Source organism: Nonomuraea antimicrobica (assembly GCF_039536965.1).
GTDB classification, from domain to species: Bacteria; Actinomycetota; Actinomycetes; order Streptosporangiales; family Streptosporangiaceae; genus Nonomuraea; species Nonomuraea antimicrobica.
The window spans coordinates 1-16,318 of the sequence record NZ_BAAAZP010000219.1 but is presented as its reverse complement, the minus strand read 5'-3'; the positions used below and the strand labels follow the sequence as shown (position 1 = coordinate 16,318).

Below are 16,318 nucleotides of genomic sequence, written 5' to 3'. Positions count from 1 at the left end.
AAGTTTCGCCGAACTTTCGCCAAATCAAGTCTGCCAAGCGTGATATTTCAGGATATCCGCAGCGCGAGGAGCCCGCCTCCCGTGAATCATCGCGTAACCGACGAGGCCATGGTCCGAGCCCTCTACCGCGAATACGGCGTCCCCCTGACGGCCTTCGCGATCAGGCTGACGGGCGGTGACCGGCGCTGGGCCGAGGACGTCGTCCAGGAGACCCTCGTACGTGCCTGGCGCAACCTCCACGACCTGCGGACCGAATCCGGCTCGCTGATGCCCTGGCTGGCGGCCGTCGCGCGCCGCGTCGTCATCGACGACCGCCGCCGCGCGTCCGCGCGCCCTCTCGACCCGGTCGAGGACCTCCCCGAACACGTCCAGCCCGTGGCGGCCGAGGACGACCGCCTGCTCAGGGAGATCGTCGTGACCGACGCGATGATGTCGCTCTCCCCGGCCCACCGCCAGGTGCTCACCGAGACGTTCCTCCTGGACCGCACCGTCCAGGAGGCGGCGGAGACGATCGGCGTGCCCGTGGGCACGGTGAAGTCCCGCGTGTACTACGCCATGCGCGCCTTACGCGTCGCGCTGGAGGAAAGGGGGGTGACGCCGCCGTGACCGAGGCGCGTCACGATGACAGGGGGGTGGCGCCATGACGGAGGCACACCACGAGGACGTGGCCGCGTACGCGCTCGGCCTGCTCGACGCGGAGGAGCGGGCCGCGTTCGTGCGCCACCTGGACGGCTGCGCCCTGTGCGCCGCCGAGGTGGGCTCGTTCGCGGCCATGGGGGAGTTGATCAAGGGGGTGCACCCCGACGACCTGCTGCCCGGCCCGCCGGCCGCGCAGGTCGAGACCCACCTCGTACGCCGCGCCGCCACCGAACGCCGGCGCCGCCGCTTCCACCGCACGTTCATGACCGCCGCCGCCTGCCTCGTGGTCGCGGCAGGAGTCTTCCTCGCGGTCGGCTCCATGACCGCCGAACCCGATCCCGACAGCGTCCACGGCCCGGCCCGCGACCTGCTCATGACCGGCCGCACCTACTCCGTCACCGACCCGGCCACTGGCGTGTCCGGGGTCGTCGGCCTGGAGGACAAGGGCTGGGGCACCCACGTGGCGCTGGAGCTCAAGGGCGTCAAGGGCCCGCTGCAGTGCCGCCTCATGGCGGTCGGCGACGACGGCCGCTCGGAGGTCGTGGCGAGCTGGGGCGTGCCGGAGAAGGGGTACGGCGTGCCCGGCTCGCCCGACCCGCTCGTGCTGCACGGCGGCACCAGCCTGCCCCGGTCCGAGCTGAACCACTTCACCGTCCAGACCCTCGACGGCAGGACCCTGGCCACCGTGGCGGTGTGACCACTCGCCGATTCTGGCCCGGCAGCGTGCGGGGGTGCGGCAGGCGCCGTCAGGGCGCGGCGGGCGCGGTGGTCAGCCCGTCGGCCTGCGGGATGCCGCGAAATGGGTGACGAACCAGTCTCTGGCGTGACCGGCCACGGCCTCCAGCGCACCGGGCTCCTCGAACAGGTGGGTGGCCCCTGGCACCACCGTGATCCGGCTGTCGGCGCGCAGCCGCCGCTGCGCCTCCTCGTTCAGCTCCACCACCAGGGGGTCGCGTCCGCCCACGATGAGCAGGGTCGGCGCGCGTACCAGGGCCAGGCGGTCACCGGCCAGATCGGGACGCCCGCCGCGCGAGACGATCGCGGCGACCGCGTTGTCCGGCTCGGCCGCCGCCCACAGCGCCGCCGCCGCGCCGGTGCTGGCGCCGAAGTAGCCGATCGGCAGCCCGGCCGCCTCCGGCTGCGCCCGCACCCACGCCGTACTCTCCAGCAGCCGCCCCGCCAGCAGCCCGATGTCGAACACGTTACGCCGATCGCCCTCCTCCTCCGGCGTGAGCAGATCGAACAGCAGCGTCCCCAGCCCCGACTCGTTGAGCGCGCCGGCCACGTAACGGTTGCGCGGGCTGTGCCGGCTGCTGCCGCTGCCGTGCACGAACACCACCACGCCCTGAGCGGCGTCAGGAACGATCAGATCCCCGGACATGCGCCCCCTCCCCTCGCACCCTGCCGCTACCCGGTTACGGACGCCGCTATCAGCCGCGCCGCCGGGCCGCCCCGGACCGGTCCTGGGCGGCCGGACCTGGCGTCGCGCGGGGATGATCATGGCATACTGCTCGGATGTCCGACTTCGCCGAGTTCAGAGCCAGGGGACGCGAGGCCCTGCTGTCCGGCCGGGCCGTCCACGACAGCCCGATGGTGGAGGGGTCCGACCGCTGGGGCGCGGCGGCCGTGCTGCGGCCCGAGGGGACGGCCGTGACGCGCATGACGGAGCTGGCCGCCACGGCCCCCGCCCCCGGCCACTGGGTGCACGGCGGCCGGAGCCTGCACCTCACGCTCAGGTCCCTGGAGTCGTACCGGGCCCGCATCCCGGCGGACGACCGGCTGCGCCGCGCCTATGGGGAGGCGCTGTCCGAGGCCGTACAGGGCCTGGTCCCGGCCCGGGTCTACCTGGCGGGCGTGAGCCCTCACCAAGGCGGTGTCCTGGTGGGGGCGCATCCGGTCGACGACACGCTGGGCACGCTGTCCAAGCGCTACGCCCACGCGCTGGAGTCGCGCGGCGTACGGGACCTGGACCACGGACGCGTCCGCGACCGCTGGTACGTCAGCCTCGTGCACTTCGCCACCCCGCTGACGAACGGCGCGGAGATCGTCGAGTGGTGCGACGCCCACGCTGCCGCCGACTTCGGCCCGGTGGACCTGGAGACGGCGGAGATCGTCCAGTTCGTCCACACGGGCCCCGGTATCCGGGTGGACTCCCTGGAGCTGGCCCGCCTCACGGGATGAGAGACGGCGGGACGGCGTCCTGGCCCCGTTTCACGGTGCCGCCCCGCCGCCGGCCCCTCAGCCCAGCACCAGCGCCGTCACGAACCGCAGCAGGTGCCAGGCCACGTACACGCCGAGCGAGCAGAACGCCCACTCCTTCCCCCTGCCGATCCGCGAGACCCATCGCAGCTCCTCGGTGGGCTCGCGCCGTACCCGCAGGCTCCTGCTGACGTAGTACGCCGACACCAGCCAGGCCGAACCCGACCCGATGACGAGCCCGAGCGCGAGAGCCGTCAGGACCGGTGACTCCCCGAGGGCCGGGGCGGGCGGGAGCTGGCGGAGCCACGCGCCCAGCACCACGGCGAGCACTGCGACGGTGATCCGCCGGTCCTTGCGTGCCTGTCGCTTGAGCCATTGAAGGTCTCGACGCAGATGGTTCTTGAGCATCCGGATCACCTCCGTTGTGAGCAGCCGGTGAGAACAGCTAACGAAGAGATCAGGAAAAGATCTGCGACCTCGACCCCGAGGTTTCGCGACTTTTATCGGAATTTCCGGCGTTTACCGACTTCGTCCGGCATTTCAGGAAAAGTCGCGTCCTCAGGAAAGATCCCGGAGCTCCGCCGCGGCCTGCTGCGCCTCGAACACGTCTCCCACGTCTTCGAGCGTCCGTACGGCGTCCCTGAGCTGGGCGACCGCCTGGGCCCGGTGCCCGAGCCGGGCCGAGACCAGCCCCAGCGCCCGCAGCGCGCACCCGAGGTCCCGCCGCGTCCCGCACTCCAGGTGCACGTCCCTGGCCTGCCGGGCGTACACCAGGGCCTCGTCCGCCCGGTCCAGGTCGAGCAGCACCATGGCCAGCGTGGTCAGCGCCGCCGCCCAGCGGTCGCGGGTGCCGCTCTCGTTCTGCAGCTCCACCGTCTCCCTGGCCGGTTCCAGCGCCGCCGCCGACCGGCCCGCCGTGTGCAGCGCCTGCGCCATGGACAGCAGCGCGCTGGCCCGGTTGTCGCGCAACTCCTCCCTGATCGCCAGCGCCGCCTTGGCCGCCCGCAGCGCGGGCCGGTGCTGCCCCAGCGACAGGTACGTGTACGCCAGCGTCTCCTGCACGTCGGCCTCGGCCCGCCGGTTCCCCATGCCCTGCACGATGTCGAGCGCTTCGAGCGCGTACACGAAGGCCACCTGCGGCAGCCCCTGCCGCCGCCGCACGCGGGCCAGCCGGTTGAGCATGCGGGCCTCGACCGGCTCGTCGCGGATCACCCGGCCGATGGCCAGCGCCTGGTTGAGGTAGTCGTCGGCCCGCAGGTAGTCCGACAGCCGCCAGTGCACCAGGCCGATGTCCCCGAGGGTCTCGGCCTTGCCCTGCTCGTGGTGGAGTTCGACCTGCACGGCCAGGGCCTGTTCGTAGTACGACAGCGCCTCGTCGTAGCGGGAGCCGTTGCGCGCGATGCGGCCGAGCGCGCACAGGGCCCGCCCGCAGCCGTACTGGTCGCCGGTCGCGGTGTAGCCGGCCAGCGCGCGTTCCGCGTCCCGCTGGGCGTCGTACGGCAGCCGCAGCAGGTCGTAGATCTCGGCCAGGCACAGCAGGGTCTCGGCCTCGGCGTGCTCGTCGCCCAGCTCGTGGCAGATCGACAGCGCCTCCAGGCCCTCCGACAGCGCGGCGTTCGGCTCGCCCAGGTTGCGCTGCACGGTGGCCAGGATGATCAGGCTCTGGGCGGTGCCGTGCCGGTCGCCGAGCTGCTCCCGTACGTCGAGGGCCTGGCCGGCGTGGTGCAGCGCCAGCTCGTACCGCTCCTGGGACACGTGCAGCCGTGACAGCGTGTGCAGGCAGCTCGCCACCCCGCGCAGGTCGCCGATCTCCTTGTAGACCTCCAGGGCGGCACCGGCGTGGCTCAGCGCGTCCTCGCTGTTGCCCGCGATGCCGTGCACCTCCGCCAGGTCGTTGAGCGCCCGCGCCCGCCCCACGCTGTCGCCCAGCTCGGCGAAGTCCGCCAGCGCCTCGCCGATGAACCTGGCCGCCAGCGTCGAGGGCCCGATGTCCCGGTGGATCGAGCCGAGGTTGCTGCGCATCAGCGCGATGGCCCGCCGGTTGCTGACCTGCATGGCCGAGGTCAGGCCGCCCTGCTGGACCTCCAGGTTGTTGGCGTAGTAGCGCAGTCGGCGGAACGGCTCGAACACCGCCTCCGCCAGTCGCCAGGCCATCCCGTGCGCGCCGCTCTCCCCGGCCAGCCGTACGGACGAGACCAGCGACCGCCGCTCCGCCTCGAACCACTCGCGCGGCGTCTCAGGGTCGGTCGCCTTGGCCAGGTAGTGGTCGAGCAGCCGCGCCCTGGCCTCGCGCACGCCCGCCTCCGCGTGCCTGCCCAGCTCCCTGGCCAGCCGCTTGACCAGGTCGTGCACCCGGTAGCGGGGCCCGGGCAACGGCTCCACCAGGTACGCCCGGTGCAGCCCCTCCACCGCGACCACCGCCTCGCCCACCGGCACGCCGAGCGCGGCGGCCAGCACCTCGGGGCTGAAGTCGCGCGTCGGCAGCAGCCCGACATGCCGGAACGCCCGCCGCTGCGCCGGGCTCAGCGACTCGTACGCCAGGTCCAGCGCCGACCTGAACGCCTCCTCCGGATCGCCCACCAGCAGCAGATCGGGCCTGCGCAGTTCCTCCACCCGCCGCTGCACGCTGAGCCCGGGGTTCTCGGCCAGTTTGGCGGCCGAGATCCGCAACGCGAACGGATGGTACGAGCACACCCGCGCCAGCTCGGCCAGCGCGTCCCGGTCGGCCGTACGCGGCGAGCCCTCCCCGAGCACCGCCACCAGCAGCGCCACCGCGTTGCCCGGGTCCAGCACCAGCAGGTCCATGAGGTCGGAGTGCCCGGTGGCGCGCAGCGGGGCCATCCGCGTCCTGCTGGTCACCAGCACCACGCAGTCCTTGCCGCCGGGCAGCAGGGCCCGTACCTGGGACGGGTCGGCGGCGTTGTCGAGGATGAGCAGCAGCCTGCGCCCGGCGATCCTGCTGCGGTAGAGCAGCATCAGCTCGGCCTCGTCGGCGGCCGGCATGTGCTCGCCGATGCCGAGCGAGCGCAGGATCTGCCCGAGCGCCTCCGTGGCGCTCATCGGCGGCTGGCTCGGCGACTGGCCCCGCAGGTCGATGACGATCTGCCCGTCGGGGAACCGGTCGGCGTGCAGGTGCCCCCAGTGCGTCACCAGGGCGGTCTTGCCGATGCCCGGCAGCCCCTGCACGACCATGGTGTTGGTCCGGCGGGGGCGTTCCAGCCAGGCGGTGAGCAGGTCGAGGCTCTGCTGCCGGCCGGTGAAGTCGGGGATGTCGGCGGGGAGCTGGCGCGGCTTGGGCACCTCGCCCACGGGCAGCGGCTCGGCCGGTCCGCCCGGCCGGATCAGGAACGGCGTCACCCGTCCCCGCCACGGAGCCGACAGGTGCTCCCAGCTCCCCGCCACGCCGCGCAGCGCGGACGGGTCGGCGATCCGCATCCGCCGGTATCCGGGCCGGACCAGCCAGCCCCGGTGCACCCACTGGGTGAGCTGCCGCTGCACCACATCCGGCGAGCTGCCCACGAGGTCGGCCAGCGTCTCCATGGACAGCGGCGGGGCCGACTCGGCGGCCAGCCCGTACCGTTCGTCCAGGTGCAGCAGCCAGACCGCCAGCCGGGCGGCCACGGGCGCGCGGGCCAGCGCCTCGTGCCTGCGGGCGGCCATGTTCCTGGCGAACAGCTCCTGCACCAGCGCCGTCGCCACAGTCGCGGAGGAGGCGGCGTGCTCGCGTAAGCGCCGCAGGTCGATGGGCCAGACGCGCACCTCGGTCAGCGCGTCGACCTTGACGCGGTCGGCGGGGCTCCAGAACGCCAGCTCGCCGACGAGGTCGCCCTCGCCCCGCAGGTCGTGCACGGCCTCGCGCTCGCCGGCCGGGGTGTGCTCGCGGGCGTAGCCGTAGTCGATCAGGTAGACGCTGTGCGCGGGCCTGAGCGGTGAGCAGATCGTCTCGTTGCGCCGGTAGACACGCGGGCGGGCGCCCTCGTCGACCAGCGACCTGAACGGACCCACCCCGACGCCACCCCTCTAGGACGGCGGTGTCCCGGCATGACAGGCGCGATACAGCCTGTGCGACGACCTGTCACCACAGTGCACTTCAGGAGGAACCCCGCTGTCAATGCGCCTCAGACGTTGGCGGTGTCGGCCCGGTCGGGGACGAAGCGGTAGCCGACGTTACGGACCGTCCCGATCAGGGATTCGTTCTCGGTGCCGAGCTTGGCGCGCAGGCGGCGGACGTGGACGTCGACCGTCCTGGTGCCGCCGAAGTAGTCGTAGCCCCAGACCTCCTGCAGCAACTGGGCGCGGGTGAAGACCCGGCCGGGGTGCTGGGCGAGGTATTTGAGCAGCTCGAACTCCTTGAACGTGAGGTCGAGCACCCGGCCGCGCAGCCGTGCCGTGTAGGTGGCCTCGTCGATCGCCAGGTCGCCGCTGCGGATCTCGTCGGGCGCGTCTTCGGCGCCGGTCTGCGAGATGCGGCCCGTGGCCATGCGCAGCCGCGCCTCCACCTCGGCCGGGCCCGCGCTGTCGAGCAGCACGTCGTCGACGCCCCACTCGGCGGTCATCGCGGCCAGCCCGCCCTCGGTCACGACGACCAGCAGCGGGCAGTCGACGCCCGTGGTGCGGATCAGCCGGCACAGGCTCTTGGCCTGCACGAGCTCCTTGCGCGCGTCGACGAGGACCGCGTCGGCGGGCGGGGTGTCGATGAGGGCGGACGCCTCCGCCGGCGCGACGCGGATCGAGTGCAGCAGCAACCCCAGCGCCGGTAGCACCTCGGATGACGGCTCGAGGGCGTTGGTCAGCAGGAGCAGGTTGCTCATTACGGCCTCCTCAAACACGCAAGGACCCGGAGGCTACGTCGCCCAGGTCCTGTAGGTGAGGATATCCCACGAGTAAGTCGCGTCCATTGGGAGTCCCGCAGGTGAACAGCGCGTCTCCTGAAACAACCTTGTTAAGGGCGTCGCACAATAGAGCAGAAACCGATTGTGAGGCAGGCATGGCCACGGGAAAAGTACGTTATTGGGCAGCGGCGAAGGAAGCGGCCGGAGTCGCTGAAGAGCCCTTCGAAGCGGTCACTCTTGGTGAACTCATGACCAAAATCACACAAAATCGTGCAGATCTGGCACAGATTGTGCGGCGCTGCTCGTTCCTCGTCGACGGCTCCCCGGTCGGGAAGCGGTCCCATGACGACGTGCTGCTCGGCGACGGCTCGACCGTGGAGGTGCTGCCTCCGTTCGCGGGCGGATGAGCAGGCGGGCGAGCGGCGGGCGAGCGGATCGGCGGGCGGGCGACGTGGCAGGTGACGTGGCAGGTGACGTGGCGAGGGATCGGCGGCGAGTGAGCGGGTGCTTTGCGGGGGAATGGGGGATGTCAGTCGGTAGGCTCTTGACCCCCGCTCGAAGACAGGGAGCCCCATGCGCAAGCTGATCGTTTTCCTGATCGTGCTCGTCGTTCTCCTTGTCGCCGTCGATCGGGTGGCCGTGGCCGGCGTCGAGAAGGACCTGGGCAACAGGATCGCGGCCGCCGCGGACCTCTCCGACCCTCCGACCGTGACCATCGAGGGCATCCCCTTCCTCACCCAGGCCCTCTCCGGCCACTATCCCGAGGTGCGGTTCGACCTCGGCACGTTCTCCTACGGGGGAGTGCCGATCAACAACCTGCGTGGCGCCGCCTACGACGTGACGGCGCCCCTGGCCGACATCATCCAGAACCGGCCCGACGTCCGGGCCGGCCGGGTGACCGTCAGCGGCACGCTCACCCGGGCCACCATCGACAAGTTCGCGCCGAGCGGCGTGAAGATCGGCGGCAACGGGGAGCGGCTCACGGCGTCGGGCGAGGTGGCGGTGGGGGCGAGCAAGGTCAAGTTCGACGCCGAGCTGCGGGTCGAGGTCGCCGACGGCGGCATCAGGGTCACCGCGGAGAAGATCGAGGGCGTGCCCGACCAGGTCGCCGGGCTGCTCTCGTACACGATCCCGTTCAAGGGGGACCTGCCCTTCGACGTGAAGGTGACCAAGGTGCGAAGCGTGGCCGAAGGGCTGGAGATCTCGGCCGAAGCGTCTGACGTGCCGATTCGTGGATGAGGTTGAACCGCTGCGTCCCGGCGTACGTGATGAGGGGCGTGAGCGAGCAGAGCGAGCGAGCCGACCGGAGCCGCGGCACGGCGCTCGCGGGCCCGACGGAGCCGGGCCTGTGAGCGCGGCGGACACCGCTGACGAGGAACTGGTGAGAACCCTCTTCGACGAGCACGCCGGGCCCCTCTACGGCTACGTGCTGCGGCTGACCGGCGACTCCGGCCGGGCCGAGGACGTCGTCCAGGAGACCCTGTTGCGGGCCTGGCGGCATCCCGACGCCCTGGCCGGTCGGCCCGTCCGCGCGTGGCTGTTCACCGTGGCCCGTAATCTCGTCGTCGACCAGCATCGGGCCAAGAAGGCCAGGCCGCAGGAGACCGGCGACGAGGCGCTGGCGGTCCTGCCGGCCGACGACGAGCTGGAGCGGGCGGTCGAGTCGTGGGCGGTCGCCGAGGCGCTGGCCGCTCTGCGACCGGAGCACCGCGAGGTGCTGCTGGAGGTCTACTACCGGGGGCGATCAGTGAAGGAGGCGTCGGCGACGCTGGGCATTCCGGCGGGCACGGTCAAGTCCCGTACGTACTACGCGTTGCGCGCTCTCAAACTGGCGCTCGAAGAACGGGGGCTGGCACCGTGATGACGTGCGAGGAGGTCCGGATCGCGCTGGGCGCGCACGCCCTGGGCGCGCTCGACCCGGAGGAGGCGCTGGAGGTCGACCACCATCTGGCGACGTGCGAGGCGTGCGGCGCCGAGCTGGTCGAGCTGGAGGGCGTCGGCTCGTTCCTGGGCAAGGTGTCGGAACGCGACGTCGAGCTGGTGGCCAGCCCTCCGCGCCGAGTGCTCGACCGGCTGCTGAACGACCGCGTCAAGCGGGCCAGACGCGGCCGGATCCTGATGGCCGTGGCCGCCTCGGCGGCGGTGCTGGTGGTGGGCGGCACGGTGTGGACGGCGATCCAGGCGAGGTCGGTCATGGAGACGTCGAGTTCGGCGCAGGCCCCCGCGGTGGCCCAGTCGGCGAACCCTGAGTCGAGGGCGCAGCAGGACCAGGGCTCCGCGCTGGTGGCCCCGCTGAGCAGCGAAGAGCCCTCGCGGAGTCCCGAAGCGCGGTCGCAGCCGTCGAAGAGCCCCGCGTCGCGGTCGCAGACCGCCGACAAGGCCGACGAGGAGCCCGCGGAGAAGGCCGAAGGGCAGGCCGACACCGCGGCCACGCGGCAGCCCGGCGAGGGCCGCGAGTTCCCCGGCGTGAACAAGGCGGAACAGTACCGCGCCACGGTGCTGGCCCTGCCCTCCGACACCGGTACGGAGCTGGGCGTACAGGTCGGCGGCGTGCCGGTGGGCACCGTCTGCCGCCTGGTCGTGGTCGCCGCGGACGGGCGGCGCGAGGAGACGCCGACGTGGGTCGTCAGCCGCCAGTCGTACCAGGACAACACGGTCTTCCGGCAGGACACGACGTTGGCCCTGCGGGAGATCGTCAGGTTCGAGGTCGTCGACCAGACGGGCAGGCTGCTCGTCAACGTCCCGGTGCCGGAGGACGCGCGGAAGTAATCGCGGGCCCGCTCGGTTGCATCTGACGATGACGGGATTCTGGGTGGTGCTGGCGACGCTGGTGCTGGGCACGGTGATCGGGGTGATCCGGCTGCGCCGCGACGGACGCGTACGCGACACGGACGGTGACCGGCTGTCCGAGGCCGACCTCGGGCAGGGGCTCGGGGAACGGGCCACGCTGGTGCAGTTCTCGACCGCGTTCTGCCAGCCGTGCCGGGCCACCCGGCGGATCCTGGCCGACGTGAGCGCGGTCGTGCCGGGGGTGCGGCACATCGAGATCGACGCCGAGTCGAGGCTCGATCTCGTACGGCGGCTCGACATCACCCGCACGCCCACCGTTCTGGTGCTCGACCCGGCGGGCGCCGTGGTCAAGAAGGCCGCCGGCCAGCCCAGGAAGGGCGAGGTCCTGGCGGCGCTGGCGGAGGCCGTACCGGAGGCGTGAGTGTGAGCCGTCTCACAAGTTGTCTCACCAACCGGACGAGATGTGACAGATGACGAGACGCCGAGTAGTGTCATCGCCATGAACCCGTCGACAGAGCTGCTCACGAAGCGGCGCGCGGTTGATTTCTGCCGCGTCGCCACCGCGCTCTGTCGCGCTGCCTGAGGACGATCTCGCGCGGACATCCGATCCGCCCCAAATCGACCCTTCAGGAGCATCCCGCGATGCGTGCCGATCCTAGAGCGCTGCGTTTCGGCGCGGCCGTCACCACTCTTGTCCTCGCCTCCGTTCTGGTGACGGGGAGTCTCTGGCTGCTCGCCGCCCAGGCGGTGGTCTTCGCCCTCGGAGCAGTCTGGCGCTCGCCGTACCCGATGCTTTTCAAGGTGCTCGTCCGAAGCGTCCCGAAGGAGACCGAGGACGCCCGCCCACCGCGCTTCGCCCAGGCGGTCGGGTTGGTCTTCGCGGTCGCGGGCCTGGTCGGGTACTCCACCGGGATCACGCCGCTGGCCCTCGCGGCCACGGCCGCGGCTCTCCTCGCCGCCTTCCTCAACGCAGCCTTTGGATTCTGCCTTGGCTGCGAGATGTACCTGCTCATCCGCCGACTACTGCCCGCCGCCAACATGGAGGTATCCAAATGAGCCGCTCCGCCGCCCTGGTGGACGCCGACTGGGTCGAAGCCAACCTCGACACCCCCGGAGTCGTCCTCGTGGAGGTCGACGAGGACGTCAGCGCCTATGACAAGGGCCACATCCGTGGCGCCGTCAAGGTCGACTGGCGCCAGGACCTGCAGGACCCGGTGCGCCGCGACTTCGTGGACAAGACCGGTTTCGAGGCCCTGCTGTCCGACCGGGGCATCTCCAACGACGACACCGTCGTGCTCTACGGCGGAAACAACAACTGGTTCGCCGCCTACGCCTACTGGTACTTCAAGCTCTACGGCCACTCCGACGTGAAGCTGCTCGACGGCGGGCGCAAGAAGTGGGAGCTCGACTCCCGCGAGCTGGTGCGCGAGGTGGCCGAGCGGGCCAAGACCCAATACGTCGCCCAGGAGCAGGACTCCGCCATCCGCGCCTTCCGCGACGACGTCGTCTCGGCGATCGGCAAGCTCAACCTGGTCGACGTGCGCTCACCCGACGAGTTCACCGGCAAGCTGCTGGCCCCGGCCCACCTCCCGCAGGAGCAGGCCCAGCGCGGCGGCCACGTGCCCACGGCCCGCAACATCCCGTGGTCCAAGGCCGCCAACGACGACGGCACCTTCAAGTCCGACGACGATCTGCGCGTCCTCTACCAGGACGCCGGGGTCGACTTCGGCAAGGACACCATCGCCTACTGCCGCATCGGCGAGCGCTCGGCGCACACCTGGTTCGTGCTGCACGAGCTGCTCGAGCAGGCCAACGTGAAGAACTACGACGGTTCGTGGACCGAGTACGGCTCGCTCGTGGGCGTGCCGATCGAGTTGGGGGAGGCCCGCTGATGAGCACCGCGGCACAGGGATGCGGAGCGCCGGAGCAGACCGCGACGCTGCCCGCCGGGATCGATCTGTCCAACCAGGCCGTGATCCAGGGCGTCGTGACCGGCACGGGCACCGCCTACGCGCGGCTGCTCGACAAGTCCGGTGAGTTCACCGGCGAGGTCGTGGTTTCCGACGACGGGGTCTTCCGGTTCTTCGCCGCGCCCGGCGACTGGACCGTCCGCATCATCGCGGGCGGCGGCGTCACCAGGGACGTGCGCGTCGAGGCAAGGCTGGGCGAGGTCGCCCAGCTCGCGGTGGCCGTCTGACCGCTGAAACGCGCCTGAGGCCCGCGTCCGCCACGGACGCGGGCCTCTCGCGTGCCACCGGCCGGGGCGCGATGGACCGGGGTCCAGTGGGGCGGGGTGTGGTGGAGCGGGGCGCGGTGGACCGGAGTGTGGTGGGGCAGGCTCCGGTGGAGCGGGGTGTGGTGGGGCGGGGTGCAACGGGCCGGGACCCGGCGGTGTTGTAGTGGACGTGAGCGAATCCGACTGCCCCGAGCCGGTGCGCAAGGCGCTACTCGACGACCTCGACGAGGGCTTCGCCGAGCTGTACGGCGCCTACCGGGGCCTGGTCTTCTCGACCGCGCTGCGGCTGAGCGGGCGCTGGGCCGACGCCGAGGACCTCACCGCGGAGGCGTTCCTGCGGGCGTACCGGGCGCTGGCCGGATATGAGCGCGACCGCGTCGCCGCGCTCCAGCCGCGCGCGTGGCTCATGACGATCCTCATGAACATCTGGCGAAACTGCGCGCGCACCAGGTCCCGCAAACCCCCGCCCGACCTGTGGGACGAGCCGGTCGACACCGTCGATCCCGGAGAGGACGTGGAGGAGGCGGCGGTGCGCCACGAGACCGGCGACGAGCTGGCCGAGCTGCTCGGCCTGCTGCCGGAGGAGCAGCGGGCCGCGGTCGTGCTCAGGCACGTCGTGGACCTGCCGGTCAGCGAGATCGCCACGGTGCTGAAGATCCCCCAGGGTACGGTCAAGTCGCACGTGTCCAGAGGGCTGCGGCGCCTACGCGCACTGGGAGGTGCCCGATGACCCACGATCCACTGCTCACCGCACTCGCGGCACTGGCCGCAGAGCCGCCGGACGGCCTTCTCGACCGGATCGCGGCCCACTGGGTACGCGTGCCGAGCCCGCTCGGGGAGCTGTCCGTCGCGTTCACCGACCAGGGCGTGGCGTACGTGCACGAGGGGGAGGGCTTCGCCGAGACGTTCAGGAAGCGCTTCGCCCGTCCGCTGCTGCCCGCCGTCCGGCCGCCCGCCGGTCTGCTGCCCGCCCTGCGTACGGGCCGCCTGTCGGGGGTCCGGCTGGACCTGCGCGGGGCGAGCGGCTTCCAGCGCGAGGTGCTGGAGGTGGTGCGGACGATCCCGAGGGGCGAGGTGCGGCCGTACTCGTGGATCGCGGCCCGCGTGGGCCGTCCCAAGGCCGTACGCGCGGTCGGCACGGCCCTGGCCCGCAACCCCGTGCCGCTGCTCATCCCCTGCCACCGGGTCACGCGCTCGGACGGCGTGCCGGGCGACTATGTGTTCGGCCCGTCGGCCAAGGAGCGGCTGCTGCTGGCCGAGGGCGTCGACCTGGACCGGGTGCGGGAGCTGGCCGGGCGGCGGGTGTTCTACCTGGCCAGCGACACGACGGGGGTGGTGTGCTTCCCGACGTGCCACAACGCCCGCCGCATCACGCCCGCCCACCGGCACGGCTTCCGCGACCTCGCCCAGGCCAGGGCGGCCGGCTACCGCCCCTGCCGCACCTGCCGCCCGGCCTACGAACAGGCCGGGTAGCTCCCCCGAACAGGCCGGGTAGCTCTCCGGGGGCACGGAGGCTCGGTCGGGTGGCGCGGCGGCGTCGCCCGCACGGGTCGGGCCTGCACGGGGTCGGGCCCGCACGGGTCGGCCTGTGCGAGGTCGGCTCGTGCGAGGTCGGCTCGTGCGAGGTCGGCTCGTGCGTGGTCGGGCCCGTGCGTCGTGTTCGCTGTGCGTCCATGATCGATCTGCGGAGAGTGGCGTTCTTCGGGTGTTGCTGCTGCGTCGCGAGGGGCATACCGCTACGATTCCACCGATGTCCGGATCGACAGGTGCGACGGCGCCCCCGCGACCTGGGCCCACGACGGCTCAGGAGCTGCCGTCGCCGTACTCGCTGCCCCTCCACGCCCTGCGCCTGCTCCAGAGGTGCGCTCTGCCGCTGATTCTCTGGTTCGCCGCCGGTGAGCTGGTGCGCTTCGTGCTGCTCTACGCCGCCACCGAGGTGGCGTACGGCGATTTCCGGCAGGTCCGGCTCGTGGCCGTCATGACGCTGCTCACCTTCGTCATCCTGGCCGCGCTGACCGTGGTCACCGGCATGCTGCACGCCCTGCGCGGCGCGCTGTGGGAGATCCGGGCCAGGAGCGGGGAGGGCGCGGCGGACGAGCGGTTCTTCCGTACCCTCGACCGGGTGGCCCCGGCCTTCGCCGTGCTCTACCTGGCGTGGGGGTTCCAGAAGGAGGACGCCCGCGACGTCTACCAGATGGACATCTTCCATCACTTCTACGACCTGACCAGCGCCTCCTGGTTCGGCGAGGACTCCGACGTCGGGCGCGGGCTGGTCGACCTCGACTGGCGGGTGTCGCTCGGGGCGATGGCCGCCATGTTCGCGCTGAAGGCGCTGTTCGCGAAGTTCGTGGCGAAGGGCAAGGGCGGGTTCTTCGGCTTCGGCGCCGCCTTCTCCGAGTTCGCGTTCGTCTTCTACGGGCTGAACGCCACCGTGGTCCTCGCGAACGCGCGTTCTGACTGGGTGGAGCACCGCAGCGTGGTCAGCGGCGCCGAGGAGATCTGGGCCGAGACCAAGAAGAGCGTGCCCGTCTGGGACGCCGTCACGGACTGGTTCGGCGACGTCTGGCCGTTCTTCCTCGACGCGGTCACGGTCCCGCTGGCCTGGCTCACCGTGGCGATGCTCGTCTACGGCGCCTACTCCGACGAGACCCGCACGCTCGTCAAGGGCACCAGGCTGGAAAGGGGCGTCGATCGCCTCGAAGGCAGCCACGACCTCACCCAGAAGTCGTTCGACCAGGTCACCGGCGGCTTCCGGGACCGCTGGCTGCCGCTGGCCAACTCGCTGCGGGTGGTGTTCAGGGCGGGCGCGCCCCTGTTCGGCATGATGTGCCTGTGCTACGTGGGCGTGACGGTGGCCGCCGAGTACGCCGACCGCTGGCTGCGGCAGCTCATCGGCACCCAGGAGGAGTGGGTGTGGACCTTCCAGGGGCCGCCGCTGTCCTTCCTGCGTGAGATGGTCGTGACGGTGCTCACGACGGCGCTGCTGGCGGCCACGTACGACCTCGCGGCCACCCGCGCCCGCCTGCGCGGAGAGCCGCTCAACGACGTGTGAACCGCAGCACGTCGACGTTCTTCTCCAGCTTTTTCACGGCCTCCGGGTCGAGGAGGTCCTCCGTGGGGGTGTCGGAGCGGTAGGTGCTCGGCCGGAACGTGAGCTCGACCTCGTCGGCCACCGGGCTGGGCACGATGACCCGCCCTTCGATCGTGTACTCCTGGCCCACCACGAGCCGGTCGAACGGCCTGTCGCCCACCGGCAGGGGCTGCACCGCCCACGTGCGCCCCTCGGTGTCCTCCAGCCGTACCTCCTGGGGCTCTGCGGTCATGGTGGCGCTGCGCTCGTCCAGGACCTTCCGCGTGATGTCGACCTTCAGCCAGGTCCCGTCGGAGCCGTACACGGTGTCCTCGGGGGCCTCGGTGTGGCTGATGGCGGCCGTGAACTCGATGTTGTAGCTGGTCTTCCCCGCCTGGCCGAACGGGACGACGATCTCCCTGGTCTCCTTCTCGGTGGTCTTCTCGTAGAACAGGTAGCCGTCGTAGCTCTGGGCGCCGACGGTGAGCAGGGACACGACGACGGCCGCGGCCGCGATCAACGCCGTGCGGCCGCGGCGCCGGGCGCGCGGCG

General features: G+C 71.7%; 20 protein-coding genes. 15 read left to right on the top strand and 5 right to left on the bottom strand.

Annotation, left to right across the window (positions count from 1 at the left end):
* Positions 1 to 81: 81 nt before the first annotated feature.
* Both ABD844_RS47080 and ABD844_RS47075 read left to right on the top strand, forming a co-directional pair.
* On the top strand, positions 82 to 606 hold the full coding sequence (locus tag ABD844_RS47080) for a sigma-70 family RNA polymerase sigma factor (RefSeq protein ID WP_425568775.1): 525 nt from the start codon (positions 82 to 84) through the stop codon (positions 604 to 606).
* Between the two features lie 34 nt (positions 607 to 640).
* Positions 641 to 1,336, top strand: coding sequence for a zf-HC2 domain-containing protein (locus tag ABD844_RS47075; protein ID WP_344894540.1), 696 nt, complete (start codon positions 641 to 643; stop codon positions 1,334 to 1,336).
* Positions 1,337 to 1,408: 72 nt separating this feature from the next.
* On the opposite strand, the gene ABD844_RS47070 is transcribed toward ABD844_RS47075, so the two are convergent.
* A complete protein-coding gene (locus ABD844_RS47070; protein ID WP_344894537.1) occupies positions 1,409 to 2,020 on the bottom strand; it encodes a dienelactone hydrolase family protein in 612 nt (203 codons plus the stop codon).
* Positions 2,021 to 2,154: 134 nt separating this feature from the next.
* Here ABD844_RS47070 and ABD844_RS47065 point away from each other — a divergent pair, with 134 nt between their 5' ends.
* Positions 2,155 to 2,820 carry a hypothetical protein gene (locus ABD844_RS47065; protein ID WP_344894534.1) on the top strand — a complete coding sequence of 222 codons (666 nt, stop codon included), beginning with the start codon at positions 2,155 to 2,157 and terminating at the stop codon, positions 2,818 to 2,820.
* Positions 2,821 to 2,877: 57 nt separating this feature from the next.
* Here ABD844_RS47065 and ABD844_RS47060 read toward each other — a convergent pair whose 3' ends face one another.
* From ABD844_RS47060 to ABD844_RS47050, 3 genes are all read right to left on the bottom strand, one after another.
* Positions 2,878 to 3,246, bottom strand: coding sequence for a hypothetical protein (locus ABD844_RS47060; protein ID WP_344894530.1), 369 nt, complete (start codon positions 3,244 to 3,246; stop codon positions 2,878 to 2,880).
* Between the two features lie 150 nt (positions 3,247 to 3,396).
* Positions 3,397 to 6,843, bottom strand: coding sequence for a tetratricopeptide repeat protein (locus ABD844_RS47055; RefSeq protein WP_344894527.1), 3,447 nt, complete (start codon positions 6,841 to 6,843; stop codon positions 3,397 to 3,399).
* 113 nt (positions 6,844 to 6,956) lie between these two features.
* Positions 6,957 to 7,649 (bottom strand): winged helix-turn-helix transcriptional regulator, encoded by a 693-nt coding sequence (locus ABD844_RS47050; RefSeq protein WP_344894524.1) that lies wholly within the window; start codon positions 7,647 to 7,649, stop codon positions 6,957 to 6,959.
* 176 nt (positions 7,650 to 7,825) lie between these two features.
* On the opposite strand from ABD844_RS47050, the gene ABD844_RS47045 reads away from it, so the two are divergent.
* The 12 genes from ABD844_RS47045 (at position 7,826) to ABD844_RS46995 (ending at position 15,748) form a co-directional block, all read left to right on the top strand.
* Positions 7,826 to 8,077: a MoaD/ThiS family protein gene (locus ABD844_RS47045; protein WP_344894521.1), complete on the top strand. Its 252-nt coding sequence runs from the start codon at positions 7,826 to 7,828 to the stop codon at positions 8,075 to 8,077.
* Between the two features lie 166 nt (positions 8,078 to 8,243).
* Positions 8,244 to 8,909 carry an LmeA family phospholipid-binding protein gene (locus ABD844_RS47040; RefSeq protein ID WP_344894518.1) on the top strand — a complete coding sequence of 222 codons (666 nt, stop codon included), beginning with the start codon at positions 8,244 to 8,246 and terminating at the stop codon, positions 8,907 to 8,909.
* Positions 8,910 to 9,018: 109 nt separating this feature from the next.
* Positions 9,019 to 9,531 carry a sigma-70 family RNA polymerase sigma factor gene (locus tag ABD844_RS47035; protein ID WP_344894515.1) on the top strand — a complete coding sequence of 171 codons (513 nt, stop codon included), beginning with the start codon at positions 9,019 to 9,021 and terminating at the stop codon, positions 9,529 to 9,531.
* Entirely contained in the window at positions 9,531 to 10,439 is a 909-nt protein-coding gene (locus ABD844_RS47030) for a zf-HC2 domain-containing protein (RefSeq protein WP_344894627.1), read from the top strand. Before ABD844_RS47035 ends, ABD844_RS47030 begins: the two co-directional genes overlap by 1 nt.
* A 28-nt stretch (positions 10,440 to 10,467) precedes the next feature.
* Positions 10,468 to 10,881: a TlpA family protein disulfide reductase gene (locus ABD844_RS47025; protein WP_344894512.1), complete on the top strand. Its 414-nt coding sequence runs from the start codon at positions 10,468 to 10,470 to the stop codon at positions 10,879 to 10,881.
* Positions 10,882 to 10,959: 78 nt separating this feature from the next.
* The gene (locus tag ABD844_RS53500) at positions 10,960 to 11,043 is read left to right on the top strand and encodes a putative leader peptide (protein WP_350668905.1); all 84 of its coding nucleotides are present in this window, start codon (positions 10,960 to 10,962) and stop codon (positions 11,041 to 11,043) included.
* 59 nt (positions 11,044 to 11,102) lie between these two features.
* Complete coding sequence (locus ABD844_RS47020) at positions 11,103 to 11,516, top strand: DUF4395 domain-containing protein (RefSeq protein WP_344894509.1); 414 nt, start codon at positions 11,103 to 11,105, stop codon at positions 11,514 to 11,516.
* A complete protein-coding gene (locus ABD844_RS47015; RefSeq protein ID WP_344894506.1) occupies positions 11,513 to 12,352 on the top strand; it encodes a sulfurtransferase in 840 nt (279 codons plus the stop codon). The genes ABD844_RS47020 and ABD844_RS47015 overlap by 4 nt, the downstream gene beginning before the upstream one ends.
* A complete protein-coding gene (locus ABD844_RS47010; protein WP_344894503.1) occupies positions 12,352 to 12,657 on the top strand; it encodes a DUF1416 domain-containing protein in 306 nt (101 codons plus the stop codon). Before ABD844_RS47015 ends, ABD844_RS47010 begins: the two co-directional genes overlap by 1 nt.
* A 208-nt stretch (positions 12,658 to 12,865) precedes the next feature.
* Entirely contained in the window at positions 12,866 to 13,426 is a 561-nt protein-coding gene (locus tag ABD844_RS47005) for an RNA polymerase sigma factor (protein ID WP_344894500.1), read from the top strand.
* Entirely contained in the window at positions 13,423 to 14,169 is a 747-nt protein-coding gene (locus ABD844_RS47000; protein WP_344894497.1) for a methylated-DNA--[protein]-cysteine S-methyltransferase, read from the top strand. The genes ABD844_RS47005 and ABD844_RS47000 overlap by 4 nt, the downstream gene beginning before the upstream one ends.
* 277 nt (positions 14,170 to 14,446) lie before the next feature.
* On the top strand, positions 14,447 to 15,748 hold the full coding sequence (locus ABD844_RS46995) for a hypothetical protein (RefSeq protein WP_344894494.1): 1,302 nt from the start codon (positions 14,447 to 14,449) through the stop codon (positions 15,746 to 15,748).
* Here ABD844_RS46995 and ABD844_RS46990 read toward each other — a convergent pair.
* Positions 15,735 to 16,318 (bottom strand): hypothetical protein (locus ABD844_RS46990; protein ID WP_344894491.1); only part of this gene is annotated, 584 nt, incomplete at its 5' end. The genes ABD844_RS46995 and ABD844_RS46990 overlap by 14 nt on opposite strands.

Excerpts from the sequence above, each read along its gene's own strand:
- ABD844_RS47075 (WP_344894540.1), top strand. The coding sequence starts at position 641 with ATGACGGAGGCACACCACGAGGACGTGGCCGCGTACGCGCTCGGCCTG.
- ABD844_RS47070 (WP_344894537.1), bottom strand. The coding sequence starts at position 2,020 with ATGTCCGGGGATCTGATCGTTCCTGACGCCGCTCAGGGCGTGGTGGTG.
- ABD844_RS47065 (WP_344894534.1), top strand. The coding sequence starts at position 2,155 with ATGTCCGACTTCGCCGAGTTCAGAGCCAGGGGACGCGAGGCCCTGCTG.
- ABD844_RS47060 (WP_344894530.1), bottom strand. The coding sequence starts at position 3,246 with ATGCTCAAGAACCATCTGCGTCGAGACCTTCAATGGCTCAAGCGACAG.
- ABD844_RS47050 (WP_344894524.1), bottom strand. The coding sequence starts at position 7,649 with ATGAGCAACCTGCTCCTGCTGACCAACGCCCTCGAGCCGTCATCCGAG.
- ABD844_RS47045 (WP_344894521.1), top strand. The coding sequence starts at position 7,826 with ATGGCCACGGGAAAAGTACGTTATTGGGCAGCGGCGAAGGAAGCGGCC.
- ABD844_RS47040 (WP_344894518.1), top strand. The coding sequence starts at position 8,244 with ATGCGCAAGCTGATCGTTTTCCTGATCGTGCTCGTCGTTCTCCTTGTC.
- ABD844_RS47030 (WP_344894627.1), top strand. The coding sequence starts at position 9,531 with ATGACGTGCGAGGAGGTCCGGATCGCGCTGGGCGCGCACGCCCTGGGC.
- ABD844_RS47025 (WP_344894512.1), top strand. The coding sequence starts at position 10,468 with ATGACGGGATTCTGGGTGGTGCTGGCGACGCTGGTGCTGGGCACGGTG.
- ABD844_RS53500 (WP_350668905.1), top strand. The coding sequence starts at position 10,960 with ATGAACCCGTCGACAGAGCTGCTCACGAAGCGGCGCGCGGTTGATTTC.
- ABD844_RS47020 (WP_344894509.1), top strand. The coding sequence starts at position 11,103 with ATGCGTGCCGATCCTAGAGCGCTGCGTTTCGGCGCGGCCGTCACCACT.
- ABD844_RS47015 (WP_344894506.1), top strand. The coding sequence starts at position 11,513 with ATGAGCCGCTCCGCCGCCCTGGTGGACGCCGACTGGGTCGAAGCCAAC.
- ABD844_RS47010 (WP_344894503.1), top strand. The coding sequence starts at position 12,352 with ATGAGCACCGCGGCACAGGGATGCGGAGCGCCGGAGCAGACCGCGACG.
- ABD844_RS47000 (WP_344894497.1), top strand. The coding sequence starts at position 13,423 with ATGACCCACGATCCACTGCTCACCGCACTCGCGGCACTGGCCGCAGAG.
- ABD844_RS46995 (WP_344894494.1), top strand. The coding sequence starts at position 14,447 with ATGTCCGGATCGACAGGTGCGACGGCGCCCCCGCGACCTGGGCCCACG.